The organism is Methanotorris formicicus Mc-S-70 (assembly GCF_000243455.1).
Taxonomy (GTDB): domain Archaea; phylum AGJL01; class Methanococci; order Methanococcales; family Methanococcaceae; genus Methanotorris; species Methanotorris formicicus.
In genome coordinates, this window is record NZ_AGJL01000010.1 from 24,112 (window position 1) to 42,358 (window position 18,247).

The 18,247-nt window shown below is 31.4% G+C and carries 26 protein-coding genes and 1 tRNA gene; 11 read left to right on the top strand and 16 right to left on the bottom strand.

Annotation, left to right across the window (positions count from 1 at the left end; all coding sequences use genetic code 11):
* Positions 1 to 73: 73 nt before the first annotated feature.
* Entirely contained in the window at positions 74 to 673 is a 600-nt protein-coding gene (locus METFODRAFT_RS02660) for a FumA C-terminus/TtdB family hydratase beta subunit (protein ID WP_007043994.1), read from the top strand.
* A gap of 87 nt (positions 674 to 760) precedes the next feature.
* Here METFODRAFT_RS02660 and METFODRAFT_RS02665 read toward each other — a convergent pair whose 3' ends face one another.
* The 5 genes from METFODRAFT_RS02665 to METFODRAFT_RS02685 form a co-directional block, all read right to left on the bottom strand.
* On the bottom strand, positions 761 to 1,222 hold the full coding sequence (locus tag METFODRAFT_RS02665) for a 30S ribosomal protein S19 (protein WP_007043995.1): 462 nt from the start codon (positions 1,220 to 1,222) through the stop codon (positions 761 to 763).
* A gap of 39 nt (positions 1,223 to 1,261) precedes the next feature.
* Positions 1,262 to 1,987, bottom strand: a complete 726-nt coding sequence (locus METFODRAFT_RS02670) for a 50S ribosomal protein L2 (protein WP_007043996.1) — start codon at positions 1,985 to 1,987, stop codon at positions 1,262 to 1,264.
* A 70-nt stretch (positions 1,988 to 2,057) separates the two neighbouring features.
* Positions 2,058 to 2,318 (bottom strand): 50S ribosomal protein L23, encoded by a 261-nt coding sequence (locus METFODRAFT_RS02675; protein ID WP_007043997.1) that lies wholly within the window; start codon positions 2,316 to 2,318, stop codon positions 2,058 to 2,060.
* Between the two features lie 31 nt (positions 2,319 to 2,349).
* A complete protein-coding gene (gene rpl4p, locus METFODRAFT_RS02680; RefSeq protein WP_007043998.1) occupies positions 2,350 to 3,114 on the bottom strand; it encodes a 50S ribosomal protein L4 in 765 nt (254 codons plus the stop codon).
* A gap of 24 nt (positions 3,115 to 3,138) precedes the next feature.
* Entirely contained in the window at positions 3,139 to 4,146 is a 1,008-nt protein-coding gene (locus METFODRAFT_RS02685; protein ID WP_007043999.1) for a 50S ribosomal protein L3, read from the bottom strand.
* A gap of 318 nt (positions 4,147 to 4,464) precedes the next feature.
* Here METFODRAFT_RS02685 and METFODRAFT_RS02690 point away from each other — a divergent pair, with 318 nt between their 5' ends.
* Complete coding sequence (locus tag METFODRAFT_RS02690) at positions 4,465 to 5,067, top strand: haloacid dehalogenase (RefSeq protein ID WP_007044000.1); 603 nt, start codon at positions 4,465 to 4,467, stop codon at positions 5,065 to 5,067.
* Positions 5,052 to 5,549 (top strand): SMC-Scp complex subunit ScpB, encoded by a 498-nt coding sequence (gene scpB / locus METFODRAFT_RS02695; protein ID WP_007044001.1) that lies wholly within the window; start codon positions 5,052 to 5,054, stop codon positions 5,547 to 5,549. Before METFODRAFT_RS02690 ends, scpB begins: the two co-directional genes overlap by 16 nt.
* A gap of 73 nt (positions 5,550 to 5,622) precedes the next feature.
* Here the strand turns inward: scpB and METFODRAFT_RS02700 are convergent.
* The 8 genes from METFODRAFT_RS02700 to METFODRAFT_RS02735 all read right to left on the bottom strand — a co-directional run bounded on the left by METFODRAFT_RS02700 (position 5,623) and on the right by METFODRAFT_RS02735 (position 9,533).
* Positions 5,623 to 5,697 (bottom strand) — tRNA-Ile (locus tag METFODRAFT_RS02700).
* Positions 5,698 to 5,746: 49 nt separating this feature from the next.
* Positions 5,747 to 6,568 (bottom strand): NAD(P)H-hydrate dehydratase, encoded by an 822-nt coding sequence (locus METFODRAFT_RS02705; RefSeq protein ID WP_007044002.1) that lies wholly within the window; start codon positions 6,566 to 6,568, stop codon positions 5,747 to 5,749.
* Positions 6,569 to 6,579: 11 nt separating this feature from the next.
* Positions 6,580 to 6,801 (bottom strand): cyclophilin-like family protein, encoded by a 222-nt coding sequence (locus tag METFODRAFT_RS09910; RefSeq protein WP_245528890.1) that lies wholly within the window; start codon positions 6,799 to 6,801, stop codon positions 6,580 to 6,582.
* Positions 6,802 to 6,818: 17 nt separating this feature from the next.
* Entirely contained in the window at positions 6,819 to 7,376 is a 558-nt protein-coding gene (locus tag METFODRAFT_RS02715; RefSeq protein ID WP_007044004.1) for a DUF3343 domain-containing protein, read from the bottom strand.
* Positions 7,373 to 7,879 carry a CD3072 family TudS-related putative desulfidase gene (locus METFODRAFT_RS02720; protein WP_007044005.1) on the bottom strand — a complete coding sequence of 169 codons (507 nt, stop codon included), beginning with the start codon at positions 7,877 to 7,879 and terminating at the stop codon, positions 7,373 to 7,375. The genes METFODRAFT_RS02715 and METFODRAFT_RS02720 overlap by 4 nt, the downstream gene beginning before the upstream one ends.
* Positions 7,876 to 8,406 (bottom strand): energy-coupling factor transporter transmembrane component T, encoded by a 531-nt coding sequence (locus tag METFODRAFT_RS02725; RefSeq protein WP_007044006.1) that lies wholly within the window; start codon positions 8,404 to 8,406, stop codon positions 7,876 to 7,878. The genes METFODRAFT_RS02720 and METFODRAFT_RS02725 overlap by 4 nt, the downstream gene beginning before the upstream one ends.
* A gap of 187 nt (positions 8,407 to 8,593) precedes the next feature.
* Entirely contained in the window at positions 8,594 to 9,064 is a 471-nt protein-coding gene (locus METFODRAFT_RS02730) for a YeeE/YedE thiosulfate transporter family protein (protein ID WP_007044007.1), read from the bottom strand.
* A 10-nt stretch (positions 9,065 to 9,074) separates the two neighbouring features.
* The gene (locus METFODRAFT_RS02735) at positions 9,075 to 9,533 is read right to left on the bottom strand and encodes a hypothetical protein (RefSeq protein WP_007044008.1); all 459 of its coding nucleotides are present in this window, start codon (positions 9,531 to 9,533) and stop codon (positions 9,075 to 9,077) included.
* Positions 9,534 to 9,691: 158 nt separating this feature from the next.
* Between METFODRAFT_RS02735 and METFODRAFT_RS02740 the strand changes: the two genes are divergently transcribed.
* The 3 genes from METFODRAFT_RS02740 to METFODRAFT_RS02750 are packed head-to-tail and all read left to right on the top strand — an operon-like array spanning position 9,692 to position 11,463.
* Entirely contained in the window at positions 9,692 to 10,603 is a 912-nt protein-coding gene (locus METFODRAFT_RS02740; RefSeq protein ID WP_007044009.1) for a hypothetical protein, read from the top strand.
* Between the two features lie 47 nt (positions 10,604 to 10,650).
* A complete protein-coding gene (locus METFODRAFT_RS11140) occupies positions 10,651 to 11,229 on the top strand; it encodes a hypothetical protein (protein ID WP_007044010.1) in 579 nt (192 codons plus the stop codon).
* Between the two features lie 12 nt (positions 11,230 to 11,241).
* Entirely contained in the window at positions 11,242 to 11,463 is a 222-nt protein-coding gene (locus METFODRAFT_RS02750) for a hypothetical protein (RefSeq protein WP_007044011.1), read from the top strand.
* Here METFODRAFT_RS02750 and METFODRAFT_RS02755 read toward each other — a convergent pair.
* Positions 11,460 to 12,458, bottom strand: coding sequence for an IS701 family transposase (locus METFODRAFT_RS02755; protein WP_141564035.1), 999 nt, complete (start codon positions 12,456 to 12,458; stop codon positions 11,460 to 11,462). The two genes, METFODRAFT_RS02750 and METFODRAFT_RS02755, sit on opposite strands and share 4 nt — an antisense overlap.
* Before the next feature lie 229 nt (positions 12,459 to 12,687).
* On the opposite strand from METFODRAFT_RS02755, the gene METFODRAFT_RS02760 reads away from it, so the two are divergent.
* From METFODRAFT_RS02760 to METFODRAFT_RS02780, 5 genes are all read left to right on the top strand, one after another.
* Positions 12,688 to 13,002 (top strand): hypothetical protein, encoded by a 315-nt coding sequence (locus METFODRAFT_RS02760; protein WP_007044012.1) that lies wholly within the window; start codon positions 12,688 to 12,690, stop codon positions 13,000 to 13,002.
* Positions 13,003 to 13,227: 225 nt separating this feature from the next.
* The gene (locus tag METFODRAFT_RS09675; RefSeq protein ID WP_007044013.1) at positions 13,228 to 13,983 is read left to right on the top strand and encodes a hypothetical protein; all 756 of its coding nucleotides are present in this window, start codon (positions 13,228 to 13,230) and stop codon (positions 13,981 to 13,983) included.
* Positions 13,984 to 14,004: 21 nt separating this feature from the next.
* Positions 14,005 to 14,631 (top strand): hypothetical protein, encoded by a 627-nt coding sequence (locus tag METFODRAFT_RS02770; protein ID WP_007044014.1) that lies wholly within the window; start codon positions 14,005 to 14,007, stop codon positions 14,629 to 14,631.
* 73 nt (positions 14,632 to 14,704) lie between these two features.
* Complete coding sequence (locus tag METFODRAFT_RS11355; protein WP_007044015.1) at positions 14,705 to 15,433, top strand: hypothetical protein; 729 nt, start codon at positions 14,705 to 14,707, stop codon at positions 15,431 to 15,433.
* Positions 15,434 to 15,437: 4 nt separating this feature from the next.
* The gene (locus METFODRAFT_RS02780) at positions 15,438 to 15,896 is read left to right on the top strand and encodes an OB-fold nucleic acid binding domain-containing protein (protein ID WP_007044016.1); all 459 of its coding nucleotides are present in this window, start codon (positions 15,438 to 15,440) and stop codon (positions 15,894 to 15,896) included.
* Between the two features lie 72 nt (positions 15,897 to 15,968).
* On the opposite strand, the gene METFODRAFT_RS02785 is transcribed toward METFODRAFT_RS02780, so the two are convergent.
* Together METFODRAFT_RS02785 and METFODRAFT_RS02790 are read right to left on the bottom strand one after the other, a co-directional pair.
* Positions 15,969 to 17,090 (bottom strand): double-cubane-cluster-containing anaerobic reductase, encoded by a 1,122-nt coding sequence (locus METFODRAFT_RS02785; RefSeq protein ID WP_173361550.1) that lies wholly within the window; start codon positions 17,088 to 17,090, stop codon positions 15,969 to 15,971.
* A gap of 222 nt (positions 17,091 to 17,312) precedes the next feature.
* Complete coding sequence (locus METFODRAFT_RS02790) at positions 17,313 to 18,059, bottom strand: acyl-CoA dehydratase activase (RefSeq protein ID WP_007044018.1); 747 nt, start codon at positions 18,057 to 18,059, stop codon at positions 17,313 to 17,315.
* Positions 18,060 to 18,247: the final 188 nt, after the last annotated feature.

The window sequence follows — 18,247 nt, forward strand, 5'->3', positions numbered from 1 at the left end:
ATAATTTTAAATAATTTATATCACTACCATTATAAAAAGTTATAACTTTAAGGAAAAACTTGAAGGTGATAGTTTGGCATCGTTTGAATTAAAAACACCAATTTCAAAAGAAACCATCAGCAAATTGAAAGTTGGAGATGTTGTTTATTTGAGTGGGATTATATATACTGCAAGAGACGAGGCACATTTAGAGATTATAAAATACCATAAAAAAGGGAAGAAATTGCCTTTCAATTTAGAAAATGGCGTAATTTACCATGCAGGACCAATAATGAAAAAAGAAAATGATAAATGGGTTTGCATTGCAATAGGTCCCACAACCTCTGCAAGGATGAACGATACTGAGGAAGAGGTAATAAACATAACCAATTTATCCGCAATCGTTGGGAAGGGTGGAATGAAGAAGGAACTATTAAATGTATTTAAAGAAAAGAAGGTTGTTTATCTATCTGCTCCAGGAGGATGTGCCGCACTTTTAGCAAATTGCATAAAAGAAGTTAAAAACGTCTATTTTTTAGAATTGGGGATGCCTGAGGCAGTTTGGGAATTGGAAGTTGAGAACTTTGGTCCTTTAATTGTGGCGATGGATGTGCATGGAAACAGTATTTATGAAGATGTTAATGAGAAGGTTTTTAAAAATTTAAAAATGATGGTTCAACCTCAAAAATCATAAACCAATATTTTTTATTTTATCCATAAATTTAAACATACAAATCCAACTTTCTAAAATAAAAAAGAATTGAATTGAAAAACTGCCCAATTATTTGATTGGGACGAACATGGAGCTTCTTGTAGCCCCCATACCTGGGCTTCCGTGTTGAACTGGTTTTCTTGTGAGTGAGAACTCTCCAAGATAGTGTCCAATCATCTCTTCTGAAACTTTAACTTCAACGAATTCCTTACCATTGTAAACTCCAAATGTCAATCCAACCATATCAGGTGTAATAACAAAGTCCCTACAGTGTGTTCTAATAGTTCTTGGCTCTTTACCTTTCTTCAACAATCTTCTTGCTCTTTTAATTTTCATAACCAACTTTCTTTGCTGTGGTGTTAAACCTCTCAACATACTTCTTCTTTGTCTTGAAGGGAGTAATTTAATAAATTCTTTTAAAGGTATCTCTTGAAGTTCTTCTAATGTGTACCCTCTATATTTAAATTCTTTCCTTCTTACTGTAACCTGTTGTTGTCTTTTCTTTTTTCTTGCGGCTCTTCCTCTTGCCATGTTTTCACCCTAATCCAAAAAAATGTTTTTAAAAATTAATTATTTTCTTGCTCCAGTTCTTCTTGCAGCAATATGACCTACTTTTCTTCCAGGCGGAACTCTTCTTGAAACTGTTGTTGGTTTACCTGTATGTTGATGTCTACCCCCACCGAATGGGTGGTCAACAGCGTTCATTGCAACTCCTCTAACTCTTGGCCATTTAACAGCCTTAGCCTTCATTGCATGGTATTTCTTACCTGCCTTAACAAATGGTTTTTCTTTTCTTCCTCCACCAGCAACAACCCCAACTGTAGCCCTACACATTGGGTGGAGTGCTTTTAAATGTCCTGATGGTAATTTTACGATTGTTTTTCCCACATCGTGAGCAATGATGTGTGCGTAGCATCCTCCTGCTCTTACCAATTTTCCTCCATCTCCAGGAACTGTCTCAATGTTAAAAACAGGAATCCCTTCTGGAATTTCTCCCAATGGTAAAATATTCCCAGGTTTTATCTCAGCAGTAACTCCACACTCAATTATATCTCCAACTTTCATACCTTCTGGGACTAATAAGAGTTTTTCTTCTCCATTTTCAAATTTAACTGTTGCTACTGGTGCACTTCTACCCGGATCGTGCAAGATATCTGTGATTGTTCCAGCAAGCCTTCCTTTCTTCTCCAAATCATCAAATTTCCTATACTTTATTTCTCCTCTTCTTTTGTGGGAGGGGCAGGTATAGTTTGGTCCTCCTCTACCTCTGTTTTGTGATATCAACCTTTTACCCATTTATATCACCCAAGATGTTTAAAATTGCTTTTAATTTTTTACTCCCCCAACTATGCATCGTGTTTTTAGATTAGTAGATACCTAAGTTTGCTGCTACTTCACCTGCATCGTAAGCATCTTTTAATTTAACATATGCTTTCTTTTCTCCTTTTGGGGTTATCATTGTATTTATCTTCTCAACTTCAACATTAAACAACTCTTTCATCGCTTTCTTAATATCTTCCTTTGTTGCTTTTCTATGTACATAAAATACCAACTTGTTCTCTTCCTCAATAAGTTTCATCGTCTTCTCGCTAATTACTGGCATTTTTATGACATCAAAGACATCCATATAACCACCTCATACTAAAAAGGTAATAAATTTAAAGTTTAAATCTTTCACTTAACTTTTCTATTGCATTCTCTGTCCAGAGTGTTAATCTTCCTGCCATCGCCCCTGGAGCAATGTGTATTACCCCAAGGTTATCGGCTGTTATAACATCAACTCCCGGAAGGTTTCTTGATGCTTTTATTGCTTCACATTTGTCCCCAACAACAACCAAAACACTTCTTGGTTTTCTGTATCTTCTTCCCCTCATCTTCCCTTTTCCAGCCCTAATCTTGATACCTTCCTTAGCCCTCTCAACGTCCTTATCCAAACCTAATGTCTTAAACACATTAACAACATCTTTTGTTTTTTGGAGGTTTTCAAAATCATTATCAACAACTAATGGGATTGATGGAACACCATCAATAATATGCCCTCTCTCTTTAACTAATTCTGGATTTGCTGATGCTGCTATAGCACTCATTAATGCTTTTATTCTTTCTTTCTTATTTATTTTTTCCCATAAGATTTTCTCAACTTTTGGTGGGTGGCACCTTCTACCCCCCACTGCTTGAGGGACAAATGCTGCCCATCCTTGTGCTGTTCTTTTAACTCTTGCTCTACCGTGTCCCTTACCTATTGACTCTGCTGTTGTTCTCTTCCCAGCAAGTGGGTCTGAACCTTTTGGTTGTAATCTTGCAGTTAATGCTGAGATAACTGCTCTTTTAATTAAATCAGGTCTATACTCTGTTTCAAATATTGATGGTAATTCAATTTCCCCTTTTTTAGAACCATCTAAGTTATAAACCACTGCCTTCATACTAACACCTTAACCTATTGTGTTTTAGTTTCCTTGTTTTGATGTTGTACTGATGTATGTTATTTCCGGCAATCCAAATTCATCTTCTACTGGTCTAATTGCACTCCTCAATACAACCAATCTTTTTGCTGGCCCTGGAACTGAACCCTTAACTACAACGTAGTTGTTTCTTACAACCCCGTAGTGCAAGAATCCACCTTTTGGTGTGATTTCTTCCCCACTGTTTCCAATTTTTAATATTCTCTTATTGTATTCTGTTCTTTGGTGGTATCCCATTTGACCTGGCATTGGAACTGTCCACATAATTCTCTTTGGTGTCCATGGACCTATTGAACCAACGTGTCTTCCTACACTTTTTCTTTGGTGTTTTCCAAATTGTATTTTGACTCCCCATCTTTTAACTTGCCCTTGGAATCCTTTACCTTTTGTTACTGCAATAGCATCTACAAATTCCCCTTCACTAAATACATCAGTTATTGATAACTTTTTACCAAGGATTTCTTTTGCGTAGTTTAATCTTTCTTGGATATCTTTTCCACCAATTCTAATTTCTAAAACTTCTGGTTTTTTCTTTGGTAAGGTTGTATTTTTTGGGTTTGTGTGGACGAGAACTCTGACATCAACTATTTTATCAACTAAACTATCGAGTTCTTCAACTGTTTTTTTCTCTTCTTTTTTAGGTAATGTTTTTATTTTTCTTGCTAATTCTTCGTCTAATTCATCAGCCCAAACTTCTGTTAAGGTTTTTAAGCCCCTTGTATCTTTTCCATAAACTCTAATACCAAATACATTGATATCTGGTGCTTCCAATATTGTTATTGGTGTAAATACTTCTTGGTTTGCATTTGGACTTTTTGGATTGTTTTCTTTAACCAATGCGTGGCTCATTCCTGCTTTATATACTGGGAATGCTTGCAATCTTACTTTATCTTCTTCTGGCCATGATCTTATTCTTGGTACTGGTCTTTTTGCTCTTTTTCTTGGACTAAATGCAAGGGAACCTCTACGAGGTCTATTCCTCTTCATACCCATAATATAACCTCCATTATAGCATTATTTCATGTTTCTAATGTCCAAATACCCCTCTAACAATTACCCTCATCTAAAAATGAACCTGTCACTGGCTTACGCCTTTTCAGGTCTCAGGTGCCTTATTATTGTTATGGGTAGGGGTATAAATATTTAACCTACATTAGGTTAAAAAATTGCACAAATTTTTATAAAAACATGTAAAATCAATTTTAAAATTGATAATGTCATTGAAAATCAGTATGTGGTATATATAAAAGAACGATGATATAATTCAATAATGGATTTTAATATATATAATTTTTGGTGGGGAATGATAATATGTTCAACGAAAATGAATTGAGTTATCTTATAAAATACTTTGAAGAAAAGGATAGATTAAGAGAAGAGATATTAAAATTATCAAGGGAAATAACAAAAGACTGTGCATTGACTATAAGAAAAATACACAAAAGAAAAGAGGTTTCATTAGAAGAAATATTTGAAAAATTAAGACAACTAAACGAATTGGTTAAAAAACATGTTGATTTTGAAAAATATGCTAGCACACCACAACAGGAGTTTGTTGAGGCAAAAGCACTATATGACATTATATTTAACAATAAAATCCCAACATATAAAGAGTTTGAATTTATTAAGGAAGAGAATTATATTTTAGGTTTGTGTGATGTTATTGGAGAGTTAAGGAGAGCTTTATTAGACGCTATAAAAGATGACAACAAAGAACTTGCAGAAAAATACTTCAACTATATGGAAGAGATTTACGACTTCATAATGAAGTTTGACCACTACCATGTAATAGATAATTTAAGAAGAAAACAAGATATTTCAAGGAGTATCTTAGAAAAAACCCATGGTGATTTGATAAATTACATTGAAAACCTCAAATTAAGGGAGGAGTTAAGAAAATGGAAGGAAAAATAAGCAATATAATAAATGACGATATAATAAATACTGTTGAAGCATTTTTGTTTGCAAATGGGAATCCAGTGGATATAGAAGATATTGCAAAAAAATTTAATTTGCATCAATATGAAGTGCATGAGGCATTAAAGGCATTAAAAGAGAGATACAAAAACACTTCCATCAACATCAGAATCTTTAACAACAAGTGTGTGATGGAGTTAAAGGAGGAATATGCTGAGAATATAATTCCTTATTTAGATACTGGTATTGATGAGGAGATTTTAAAAACCCTTGCATGGATTGCCTACTTAGAGCCAGTTAAACAATCTGAGATTGTTAAAATTAGGGGAAGTAAAGCATATAAGCATATAAAAGATCTTGAAAAGATAGGATATATAAAATCAAAAAAAGAAGGAAATTCAAAGATATTGCATTTAACTAAAAAATTTGATGAATTGGGAATTTCTAAGGAAGAGATAAAGAAAATGTTTAATAAATAATAAAATCCATTATTTTTTACAAATTTAATTAAAAATTTAAATGTATCGATTAATGTTTCTAAAATAAAATTAGTAGGGCGGCGGGGATTCGAACCCCGGACCACTCGGTTATCAGCCGAGCACTCTAACCAGGCTGAGCCACCGCCCTTCACGGCAAAATGAAATTAGGTAAAGTTATATATAAATTTTTCGTTAATTTACAGATTTAAATATTTTAAAACCTTTGGAATAATATTTATTAATTCCTCAATTTGTGTATTTGGCTTTGCGTTAGCAACATCTCCCAACATCCTATTTATTTTACACCCCAAAATACAGGCGTCTTTTGTTTTAAAACCAACATTAATTAAAGAGGAAATAATTCCTGTTAGAGTATCTCCTGTCCCTCCAATGCATTCCATTGCCTCTATTTTTGGAGCATCTATTGTCCCAACAATATTTTCATCCTCAACTACATAGTCCTTTTCTCCCTTAACAACCATATATTTTGGCATTTTTGATTTTTCATAAGATCTCTTAATTAGTTCAGGCACTTCCTTATCATCTATCTCAGATATGAAACCCCTCACATAGGCAGGATGAGATGCCTTTTCATCTGCCAAAAATGCCAATTCACCAACATCCGGAAGGAAGAGATGGAATTTATCTCCAATATTTGCCGCTTTCCCTGCATACATTCCTCCAGCATCTGCAATAATCTTTGGAGAGAAATCAATTTCCTTAATTTTTGATATCTTTGGTTTTATGTAATGTATAATTAGCAAATCATCATTAATCTCTTTCAACGCATCATAAATCTTTAAACTTCCATCCCCTTCTCCAATATCTCCAGCAGTTATTACCTCTGGTTTATCCTCTCCAAAATATTCTAATGTTTTTAAAACTGCCCCTATCAAAGCACCAGTTCCCATTGATACTGGAAACTCTTTATTGTTGATTATTATCTTGTTTCCTTTTAGTGTTGCTCTCCCAACAATTAAATACAAACCTTTTATTGGCACAGTTCCTGCTATAATCATAATTAACCTCCTCATACCTTAACTATTTCAATTATCTCTTCCTCCTCAACATCCTTAAATTTCTCCCAGTCCTTAACTTTTCCTATAACATTCACAGCACTCGCTGGCTTTATTTTATCATCATCACTTATTGGTGTCTTTCCAAAGAAGATACATATTGCTCTCCCTGGAATCCAATAGGGCAATGTCAGTTTTTGGAGCAAGATTTTCATAGAGTTCTGCCTCAACTTCAAAATCTTTAACCTTAATTTTAACCTTCATCTTTCATCACCAGTTCTTTTGCCTTTTCAAATGCCTTATTTAATGTGTATGCACATAACGTATACCCCAAATTCTTTGGTGTTTCATCCTCTTTAATATCTTTAATATTTCTCCCCTTTAATTTTAATGTTAAATATGGCACATCTGGGCATCCACCACCAGAGATATTTACAATATTTCCTTCTTTATCAAGAGTTATTTTCATATTTCCGCATCTTACCATAACAAAGCCATCAACTTCCTTAATTTTTATTAATTCGAGTGGCTTTAAAGAATAATCATCTATTGGTATGAATTTTATTGGTTCAATATTATTTTTTTCCAACTCCCCTTTAATTCCAAATTCATCAATTAAATCATACTCTATTGCCAAATCACACCCCTCTCTAATTTCTGGTGGTGGAGCAACGACTTTAATGTTATATTTGCTCAAAATCTTCTCTGCCTTCATTGCATCTTTTGTATTTTCAAATAATATTAACCCTTTCTTTTCTTTATCCTTTTTTTCTTCCTTTTTCAATAAACTTTTTATCCTCTTCAAAATCACAATATCCCTCTTAACATTTTTTTTAGATTTTCTATAAAATGCTTATATTTTCCCTCATCGATAGGGTAGTCTATCCTCTCAACCGTTATTTTCTCTTCATCCAAAAACCTCAAAAACTCTTCCATTAAAATGCCACTTCCATCCATTAATCCCTCTTTTGTTACAGTTTTAAAAATTCCACATGTTGGGGAACCTTCTATCCCAATTAAAATAAATTTAAATCCTTCTTTGCTATATTCTCTCAAGTATTTGACTATTGGTTTTAAAACCTCTCTGCAAAGTTCCCTATATTCTTTAGTATCGTACTCTTCCTTAACCTTCCCATTCCTATCTATCCCCAAATACAACATCTCCGGGCATGGGAGTTGGAGTATTGCATAATCCTCCTTTAAAATTATTTCAACAACTTCATTAAATGCTCCTTTTGCTCTCTCCAAACCTTTAACAACGCTGTTTTGGTTTAATATACAGTGAGAAACAATAACTATTTTCTTTCCCTTCATTTGTATCCCCTTGAAGATAATGCAACTGCCCTCTTTATTGCTGAATCATATAAAGAAATTACCAAAGGGATGATTATTGACATATATCCCCTAAACTTATTCCTCAGTCCAGTGGTATTCAACCCCCTTGATATTTGGGCATTTCTTATTGAAATGTACTTCCTTTTAGCATTATTCAATGTGTAAAGAGTTATCCAAATTCCAACACCCAAATCTTTGTTGTATTTTGATATATAGTTAATAAATTCACTTAAACTTATAGAACCAAAAAACCATTGGAATATAAGAACATAACCCAACAATCTCAACGCATAATGCAAACCACTTTTGCCAACAATGATATAATAAAATAAAACTACATACAAAGAAAATAAAACCCACTTTCTTAAAACTTTGAAAGTTTTGGCATTTAAATTGGTTAAGGTTAAGAATAATGAAAATATAAATCCATATTGTGGATTGAATATTATAATGCCTAAACCCATAATTAAAAGTAATATATAAACTTTGATTTTGGTATACGGCATATTTCCTCCTAAATTTTTTGTTTTAATGTGCCTACAATATACCCAGGTAGTGATTTTACAACGTAGTATGCAACTAAACTTGAGAGTATTTTATCAACTAAATTTGATGGCAGGAATCGTGGTTAGATATATTATTTTTTTATCCATTTTTCCACCCCAAAAAGAAATAAAAAAACAAACATAAAACCTATAACATTATTGCCTTAACCATTGGAGCTACGAACTTGTGGAATATAACTGCTCCAACTGCAAGACCAATAACGTATGCAATCGCTGTCTTATTCCCCTCTGCTGCCATAACATAGTTTCTCAATGGACATCCCCCTTGGATAACTGAGAAGAACCCTACTCCAAATCCACCAATAACTGCAAGTATTAAATGTCCTGCTAATGTTCCACTTGCCCCTAATGGATCTCCTGGGATTGGAGTAAAGCCCTTCACAGCAATCCATGGGAAGAACGGAATTTTACCCATAACACTAAATATTATATACCCCAATAAAGCCCCACCAAAGAATCCAAAGAGACCTTTAATTAACCATGTATCTTTTATCAAATAATAATCTCTCATTCCACCAATAAAACACATCCTTGCTCTTTGGAATAGATAACCCAACATAATTCCAAATGCAAATGTTCCAATTACGTGTAGTTCCATTTACACCACCTTAAAGGTTCTTTTTTAAGTAAACTTCACTTGCCACAATTACACCAACAAACATTGCTATCAAACTTATGAACGCAATAACATCCCCATAGGCAGTTCTTATTGTTTCTCTAAGTGGACATCCTCCCATCAATAACGCAAAGTTCAATACCAAAATTCCCAAAACAAAACCAATAACTGGGTTGTGTGTTTGCTTTATCTTAAACTCCTTGTGGGCAAATGCCCCTATCAAAGCACCAATAAAGATACCTACAACAGTTAAAACAGGAAAAACCTTTGAAACTGGCGCCATTCCTAATGTTGTCCCTGCTATGTGATTTACTATCCAATTCACCAAATCTCTTGTGTGGCACGCAATACAAATCCCATACGCTGGTGGAGGAGATACTTTAAAAAACGCCTGCAACAACGCGGCGGAGAAACCTCCAATAAAACCAGCAACCAATGGAGAAATTCTCATACGTCCTCACCTATTAGAATTTTTAATAGCATTTTTAACTGAATCATTTATTTTTCTTCCAAAAAATAATATATATAGTTTGTTATTTAAGAAATTTAATCAATATGAAATTATTAAAAAAATTAATATGTATTTGAAAAATTGAAAAAAATAATACCATGTTAAGAAAGTGCTTTACTACCTTATTAGTTATTCTTCTTTTAGCATCTCCAGTTAGTGCGTTCTTTTCTTTCGATTTTTCAATATCTCAAAGTAGAGCAGTTGCAGGAGCAACGATCGCAGCTGAGACAATTGCAGATACGATGGTTAGTAATTACATAGATGAAAACCATCCGGAATATTCAGATGCATATACTGTTGTTTCGTTGATATTTGACCCTACTGGGAAGGTAATTGGTAAGTTATCTTCAAAAGGGCTAAAGTATGCTGATGAACTGTATAAATACTTAAAAAAAGAGGATAAGGGCAAAGGACTTGTAAATCCAGATGCTGCTAATAAAATATTTGATAAAGATTTGATTGAAGAATTAGCAAAGAAAGAAGGTAATGGATATAGCCCAAAGACAGTTGCAAAGAATACAGTTAAATTGTTAGAGGAAGGTGTTGAGCCAGGGAATATTAATAAGTTGTTTAAAGATGCAGTTGAAAACGATAAAAAATTAGGTTGGATTGATAACAGAATAGAAACTCTTGAGGAAAATGGAGTAGATGTAGATACAATAAACGATTTTATAGAAAAAAGCTCAAATCCTTATGACGATTTAAGGCATCTCAGCTGTAAATCTTTGATATTAGTAAATTTAGGGATAAATAAAGAGAACATAAATAAAATCATAAAAAACTCAAAAAATATCAAAGAAATATACAACTGCAAAGAGGAGCTTAAAAAACTAAAAAAGATGGGTATTAGTAAGGAAAACTTAAACAAAATAGTTGAAAATCTAAAGGACATTAAAGATATATCAAAAATAAGAAAAACTGTAGGAGATTTAAAAAGAAGAAAAATAAGTAAAGAAGCAATAAATAAACTAATAGAAAAAGGTTATGACTTAGAAAAGGCGAAGGAGTAATTATAAACCTAAGAAATAAAGGAGTTCCAGCAAAGGTAATAGATGATTTGATTAAGAAAGATGTTTCATTAGATGATTTAGCTAAAATAGCTAAAATCGACATTAAAAATCCTAAGAAGTATTTCAAAGAGTTAGAGAAGTTTTCCAAACCAGAGAAAATAACGATAAAAAACGGAGATAAAGAAATAACCGTTAAACTCATAGATGGAGATACTAAAGAAGGTTTAACACATGCATGGTTAAGGCATGTTATTGGCTATGAATCTAATGAAAAAGCCACTACATTCTTCCCTATGGGACAAACGGTAAATGGGAAGAAAATACCTAAGGTTATAGATGATGCTGATGAGTTGAAGAAGATTATTAAGGAGGCAATAGAAAAGAAGAAAGATGAGCTTAAAGGTAGTAATCCAAAAATTGATTATATGTATGAAAAAGATGGTAAGACTATTGAAATTACTTTAAAATTCCAAAAAGATAAAAAAACTGGAGCATATAAACTAATGACTATATATCCAGAAAGAGGAGATAACATATACATGTATGCTCCAAAAAAGCCAGATAAAAAATGGAAAACATGGGAAAGAAACGAAAATGGCGAATTAATTGAAATATGGGAAAATTAATAAGTGATAATAATGGCGTTGGTAGAATTAATTTATGACAAAGAAAAATATAGAGAAAAAATAAAAAGAACTCTTGCCGCGGAAATAGAAACAATATTCAAGGTTAATGGGGAATTACTTGGAGGTGGCTGTTTAAAATCTGAAGGTGGAGTTTATGGAGATGATTGTGATTTGTATGGATTCTTTGAGGAATTATTAACTTTAGGACTTTCGCAAATACATTTAAATACTTAGATTAACAATAAACCAGTTTCTTTACATAAAGAGATTATGGCATTCCCAACGGCTATTCGATTTAGTTCTCTTCTAAACTCATACCAAGTAATCTTTTTATCGATTCTAATTTTCTCTAAAATAAAGAAAGCCCTCATAGCTAACGAAATATGTCCTAATACTGGAAATCTTTTTCTAACGAAGAAATTTCCAATATTGCAGCACTGTTTAACTCCTCTGTGGAACTCTTCGATTCTCCAAGAGGCGTTTTTGACCTCTTGAAATTCTCCGAAACTCATAAATAGGTTATTCGTTATATAATATACTGCCTTTCCGTTTTTGGAAAGGCAGAAGAGTTTGACATATCCTACTTTCCTTAGATAAACGATTAATCCACTTTCAGGAATTTCTCCAAGTTCTTTAATCGAAATCCACTCACCGTTTTTGGAGAGGTTTATCTTCCTGTTCCTTTTAATTCTGCAGAGGTAAAATAAACCTAACTTATCGATAAGTTTTAAGTTTTCTTTGCTCGAATACCAACTATCGAAGCAGATATATCGAATATTAAATCCCCTTTCAACTAAAGAGAGTATTATTTCCCTACATAAATCATTCTTCGTCTTTCCATCCCTTGGTCTATCATAAACTCTAAAATCGATTGGAATGATGTTCTTTCCATTCGTAGCAATACAATCAACAACATGCATGCCCATAACTACTCGTTTATGTAGATTACTCCAACAATAATAAGTAAATTCTGTTGATTTCGAATAAAACTTATCTATAACAAAATCATCTATAACGAAAATGTTATATTCGGGAGTTATAAAGTTTTTCATGAAGTTAAATAGATTCTCTTGTGGGTTAAGACCCTCATTCCAAAGAATTCGATTTATGGTATCGTGAGATACGTTTATTCCGAAAATGCGTAATGTTTTAGATAGTTCTATACACGAATTAAACTCTGACAATAGAAGAAAGAGCATATAAACAATTGCATTCGCTTTTTTGAGAATATTCTCACCATAAACAATTTTTATTCGAAAAATAGTAAAATGTTGTGGTAGAAATATCTTATCATAAATGCTATATCATTATATTCGAATATGCTTGCGAAAGTCCTAAACTTTACTACCTTATATATTAAGTGAAGGAGAATACTATAGATTCTCTAAAGACTCAGATAAATTTAAATTAAGCGGGTTAAAACCGCGGATTGATACAACCAAGATAAAAAATCCAAATTTGGCTTGTTGGGCATCATTACATTTTCCATTTAATCGTTATGTCTTTGAACTTGATAAAGATAAAGATGAATTAGTAATTCATTACTATAACGACCCTTTATCATATACTGACTGTGAGGAGTATAAAGGTAAAGATAGTGGGATAATTAGAGTTCCATTAAAAGAATTCACTAAAGAAATCGTTAAATTAGCAGAAGATTATCTTGAATTGCTGAAAAATTCAGAGATTCCAGAAGAATATGATTGGAGGGACGATTTGCAAGAGTATATAAATGATGTTAAAAAATACTACAAAGAAAGATATGGGGAATAATTATAACTTAATTTTTTTCTTTTTTATTTTTTATTCAATATAATCTATATAATTAAATAAAATAATCTAAATGACAATAAAAAACTCGGTTGGATAGATAATAAAATAAAGAAACTCAAAGATACTGGTGTAGAAGTAGAAACAATAAACAATATTATCAAAAACAGCGATAAACCAAACGATGCACTTAAAAAAGCAGTAGATGAAACAGATAAACTAACTAAAATGGGAATATCCAAAAGTTCTATATCTAAAATAACTAAAAATATCGATAATGTAGATGATTTAACAAAGATAAGAAAGACAGTAGGAGATTTAAAGAAAAGACATATTTCAGACGATGCTATAAATGAGTTAATTGAAAATGGCTATGATTTAGAGAAAGCGAAAGATACTATTGTAGAATTAAGGAAAAAAGGAGTTTCAGCGAAGATAATAGATAACTTAATTAGGAAAGGATATTCTTTAAAAGAAATATCTGCATTACAATACCTTAAAGGAAAAATTGATTTCAAAGATATAGAAAAACTTGCAAGTATAAAAAATCCTGACAATCCAAGTCAATATGTGTTGCAGAATGTATTAAGAAAGATTAATAAGGAACATAATGATGAGACCAATATTAATTCCATATTATTTGAACTAAAAACAGCATCAAGATTAATGGATAAAGGAGAGAATGTTATTAAGTTTTCTATGAATGAAAAAGGAGAAGAAATAGATGTATTAACTGATAAAGCGGTATATGAATGTAAGAATATAAAACAGGGTAAAAAAATAAGTGACAATAATATAGGAAATTGGGCAAACCAATTAAACAAAAAAATTAAAGCTACAGGAAAAATTGGAATACTTGCATTTCCAAAACATGCTAAAATTAGTGTAAAAAATGCTAAAGAAATGTTTAAAAAGTATGGCATAGAAAAAGTCGCATTTGTTTCAGATAAAGAGATAATTGTAAAAAATATAGATGAATTATAAAGCAAAAATTGGATGATAACCATGTCTTCAGACCTTTCTATTATTTTTTATACAAAAGAGAATCCTAAAAAATATGAAAAAATACTTAAAAATTATGAGAAAGAAATAAATGAAAAGTTACCAAATATTGTTACAGGTTTAGGAATAAGTACCATACTTGATGAAATAGTTATAGACAAAATATTTGGAGAAGAATATTATTCGATTGTAATTTTAACAGATTATATTAAATATTGTTCTTATTTCTATGAAGATGAATACCCAATAGAAGAAGCAAAACAAATAGCAAAACATAATACTCAAATACTTTTAGATATAGTTAAAAAAGTTATAGATCTTATTCAGCCAGAGTTTGGATTCGGAGATATTAGCGGAAGAATAGATGAGTATGTAATAAAGTTAGAAAAAAAGAAGTATAAAAATGTAAAAGAATTTTTATCAGATATAACTGACAATTTCACGAAACTACCGTGGTTATTTGTGTATAACGAAGATTTAGATATAAAAATACCAGATAAAGTAAGATGGGATGGACTACTTACTGAAATTTCAAAAAAACCACAATTAATAGAAAAAATAGGAAAATGTTTTCTATATGTTCTGAATGTTAATTCAGTATCTTCTGCGGAAGGCGAAGGATGGGAATGAATCATTAAAATCTTATTTTATTTTTAATCAAATAATAATCTATATATTTGAATAAAATAATAAACTAACTAAAATGGGAATTAGCAAAGAAAACTTAAATAAAATCGTTGAAAATCTAAAGGATATTAAAGATATAACAAAGATAAGAAAGACAATAGGAGATTTAAAAAGAATAAAAATAAGCAAAGAAGCAATAAACAAACTAATAGAAAAAAGTTATGATTTAGAAAAAGTAAAAGAGATAGTTAAAGAGTTAAGAAATGTAGGGGTAAAATCCAAGACAATAAATAAACTAATAGAAAACGGTTATGATATAGTTAAATTCGATAAAAAATTTAAAACTATAACTAACTCAGACCCGAAATTAATGAAAAAATTGGCAAAATACATTAACAATTGGGATATAAGTAGAAGTAATCCATTAGATGATTCAGCAGAAAGTCAGAAGTTAGTTAAAGTGTTTAATGCTAAAGGAGTGAAAACTAAAGTAGGAGAAAGCGAACCTATAAGTAATTTTGCAGTGCTTAAAGAGGGGACAACCAATGGATTTGGTTGGAAGCATATAACGAGAGATAAAAGATTAAAAGAATTTAAGAACTTCTATTCAAAGAGAGGACTACACTTTAGTAGCGATGAGCAACTAAAAGAGCAAATACTTAAAGATATTGAAAATGCATTGAAGTATGGAAAACCAAAATATATTAATGAAGGGAAAGGTGAATACCAAATATTATATAACGATATTTTTGTATCGATAAATAAGGATGATAGTATAACTACTGCATATCCAAAAACCCGGTGATTAAATGGTAAAGTATGAAAATGTTATGGTTGTAAAGACAGAGGTTATATATGGACCAAAAGATTTTGAAGAAGAAATAAGCGGAAATTATACATTACCTATTGAAGCAAATGTTACATTTGATATAAACGGATATCATATAGAAGCATTTGTTACACCACCTATAGATGGAATAAAAGAAAACGAAAGATATATAGTAAATCTCAAAATTATGACATACGACTTAGAAATAGTTGATGTACCTAAAAAACAAAAATTAATATATCAGATTACAACAAATCCTGATTACGTCTTCGTTGGAGAGGTTTTAGAAATAGATAGAAAGAAAAAGAAGATAATCTTCGACTGCGGAGTGAAGTTAGAAGCGGACTGGGATAAAATACATGAAGAAACCGTTAAAAAACTAAAAGAAGGGGATTGGATATTCATAAAAGGTAAAATGTTCGGAGATATTGAAGAATAAATTTTTAATTTATTTTATAATTTTTAATGGAAAAAATAAGGAATAATGGTAAAAATAACCAAAATAAAAAAATTAAATCATCTCAATAAATGCCTCTAATCTTGTTTTTAATTGCTCTTTATCGCTTTCAGAGTAATCAGTTTCAATTCTAATAACTGGGATGCCTTCTTTTTTAAGTTCTTCCTCAACTCTTGCCCCCTCTACATTGAAAGTATGGCAATACTGCAAGGTGCAGTAAACAACTCCATCAGCATTCAACTCTTTAACCAATCTTTTTATGTTCTCTATCCTATCATCATTCTTAAATCTACATGCACATGGAATTTTGAAGTATCTTTTTGCTATGTCCTCTATGCTATAACCTTCAACAAAGTTTTCAAAGAATCTTGTTCCAGTGCAACTCTCCTCTCCAACAACAACTCCCCCAACTTCTTCAATAAGTTCAACAATCTTATTATTTCCAGCAACCATAGGACATCCAGTTATTAAAATCCTCTTACCTTCAAAGCCTTCTCCTTTTTCAACTTTTTCTTCCAATTCTTTAATTAAATCCCCTAAAATTTCTATTGTATCATCAATATCCAACAAATAAGCAAATTGGAACAATTTTAAAACATCGATTCCTTTAATGGGGACTGGTTTATTTTTTCTTAACTCATAAAGTTTGTAAAATAATGCTCTAACTCTATTGACTTTGTCGACCATTTCTTTTAATTTTTCTTCTGTTATTTCATTATCCGTCTCTTTCTCAATCAATTCCTTCAATTTCTCAACTTCTTTAATCCAAATTTTTAATGAATCCTCATCTTTTATATGTGGAAGGTGCATTATATGCATAGGAACTAATCTCTCCATTAATTCAAACATCTTCTTCTTTCCCTCACATGTTGTTTCTCCAATAACAATATCTGACACCTCAAAGTACGGACATGATTTTGCCTTTTTAAATCCGTATGATGATTTTATCAATGGACAGAGATTTCTTGGTAAATCCTCCTCTGCAATTGGGATTGTGTCATTTTTACCTCCGCACAAACCAACTGGAATTGCATTTCCTGCCAATATCAATTCAATTGGAACATAAGCACAAAACATACCAAATACTTTTTTCCCTTCTTCTTTTTGTTTGTAGAGTTGTTCTTTCCTATTTGCGAATTTTTCCATGAGTTTCTTAATTGTCTTTAACTCCATCATACCACCTTAGTTATTAGATTTCCTAATAATATATCTTTGAAAATCATCAAATTTCTTTGAAATCTAAAAATATAAAAACATTTTCATTTGAAATTTTAATAATAATTTGGCAATTAGAGTTTTTAATATCATCAAATATAAAAAAGAAATTTACATAATTTTTATCATTTTTCAGTTTATAGCATCGGACATAAGGGTTAAAATTTAAAAAAATTAAAGATTTTAAAATCCTTTTCTCTCTGCTTCCAATATGGCACCAATACAGCAAACAATTTGCGGTTCTTTTGGGATTAAAAGATTTTTATTTAATTTTTTCTTTAACACCTCCACCAAAACCCTATTATTTACAACCCCTCCACTAAAGATGATGTTATTTATCCTTAATTTATTCACCATTGGGACAATTCTATTAGATATACTCTCATAAACTCCCATTAAAATATCTTCTTTTGGTGTTTTTTTAGCCAGCAAGGAGATGATTTCACTCTCTGCAAAGACAGCACACATAGATGAGATTTTAGCAATGTTGTTTGATTTGTATTTATTTATATCACCCTCAATCTTCAAAATCTCTATGCATTTTTCCAAAAACTTCCCTGTTCCCGCTGCACATTTATCCGATAAGATAAAATCTACAACATTCCCATCTTTATCTATCTTTATAACCTTACTATCCTGCCCTCCAATATCAACAACCCCATCAACATCCTTAAAGAAATAACCTGCTCCTTTTCCTAATGCAATAACCTCTGGAACAACCCTATCCGCAAAAGTTATCTTATGCCTTCCATAACCAGTTGCAACTACTTTATCTACATCATATTCTTTCTCAAACTCATTAATCATTTTTAAAATATCTCCTTCCTCAACAACAACCCCTATATTCTCTATTTTGTAATTGATTATTTTATCATTTTCCATCAAAACCATTTTTGTTGTTGTTGAACCAACATCTATGCCCAAAATCATTCTATCATCCATTTAACGTTTTAAAAAACTACATATTAAAATTTTTAATAACTGACAGTGTGATTACGAGAATCCTTTCTTTATTAGCTCTTTACTGCACTCTTTAATCACTTCATAGAATGATAATCCATATTTGTGGCTTAAATATTCTATACAGTTTGATACCATTGCTATAAACCTAACAAACC

Bases quoted from the DNA above. Each gene is read 5' to 3' on its own strand.
- METFODRAFT_RS02750 (WP_007044011.1), top strand. From the start codon at position 11,242: ATGGCGTTGGTAGAATTAATTTATGACAAAGAAAAATATAGAGAAAAA.
- METFODRAFT_RS11355 (WP_007044015.1), top strand. From the start codon at position 14,705: ATGGGAATTAGCAAAGAAAACTTAAATAAAATCGTTGAAAATCTAAAG.
- METFODRAFT_RS02770 (WP_007044014.1), top strand. From the start codon at position 14,005: ATGTCTTCAGACCTTTCTATTATTTTTTATACAAAAGAGAATCCTAAA.
- METFODRAFT_RS02785 (WP_173361550.1), bottom strand. From the start codon at position 17,090: ATGATGGAGTTAAAGACAATTAAGAAACTCATGGAAAAATTCGCAAAT.
- METFODRAFT_RS02690 (WP_007044000.1), top strand. From the start codon at position 4,465: ATGTTCAACGAAAATGAATTGAGTTATCTTATAAAATACTTTGAAGAA.
- METFODRAFT_RS02780 (WP_007044016.1), top strand. From the start codon at position 15,438: ATGGTAAAGTATGAAAATGTTATGGTTGTAAAGACAGAGGTTATATAT.
- METFODRAFT_RS02685 (WP_007043999.1), bottom strand. From the start codon at position 4,146: ATGGGTATGAAGAGGAATAGACCTCGTAGAGGTTCCCTTGCATTTAGT.
- METFODRAFT_RS02790 (WP_007044018.1), bottom strand. From the start codon at position 18,059: ATGATTTTGGGCATAGATGTTGGTTCAACAACAACAAAAATGGTTTTG.
- METFODRAFT_RS02705 (WP_007044002.1), bottom strand. From the start codon at position 6,568: ATGATTATAGCAGGAACTGTGCCAATAAAAGGTTTGTATTTAATTGTT.
- rpl4p (WP_007043998.1), bottom strand. From the start codon at position 3,114: ATGAAGGCAGTGGTTTATAACTTAGATGGTTCTAAAAAAGGGGAAATT.
- METFODRAFT_RS02740 (WP_007044009.1), top strand. From the start codon at position 9,692: ATGTTAAGAAAGTGCTTTACTACCTTATTAGTTATTCTTCTTTTAGCA.
- METFODRAFT_RS09675 (WP_007044013.1), top strand. From the start codon at position 13,228: ATGGGAATATCCAAAAGTTCTATATCTAAAATAACTAAAAATATCGAT.
- METFODRAFT_RS02665 (WP_007043995.1), bottom strand. From the start codon at position 1,222: ATGGCAAGAGGAAGAGCCGCAAGAAAAAAGAAAAGACAACAACAGGTT.
- METFODRAFT_RS02670 (WP_007043996.1), bottom strand. From the start codon at position 1,987: ATGGGTAAAAGGTTGATATCACAAAACAGAGGTAGAGGAGGACCAAAC.
- METFODRAFT_RS02730 (WP_007044007.1), bottom strand. From the start codon at position 9,064: ATGGAACTACACGTAATTGGAACATTTGCATTTGGAATTATGTTGGGT.
- METFODRAFT_RS02720 (WP_007044005.1), bottom strand. From the start codon at position 7,879: ATGAAGGGAAAGAAAATAGTTATTGTTTCTCACTGTATATTAAACCAA.
- METFODRAFT_RS02735 (WP_007044008.1), bottom strand. From the start codon at position 9,533: ATGAGAATTTCTCCATTGGTTGCTGGTTTTATTGGAGGTTTCTCCGCC.
- METFODRAFT_RS02675 (WP_007043997.1), bottom strand. From the start codon at position 2,318: ATGGATGTCTTTGATGTCATAAAAATGCCAGTAATTAGCGAGAAGACG.
- METFODRAFT_RS02725 (WP_007044006.1), bottom strand. From the start codon at position 8,406: ATGCCGTATACCAAAATCAAAGTTTATATATTACTTTTAATTATGGGT.
- scpB (WP_007044001.1), top strand. From the start codon at position 5,052: ATGGAAGGAAAAATAAGCAATATAATAAATGACGATATAATAAATACT.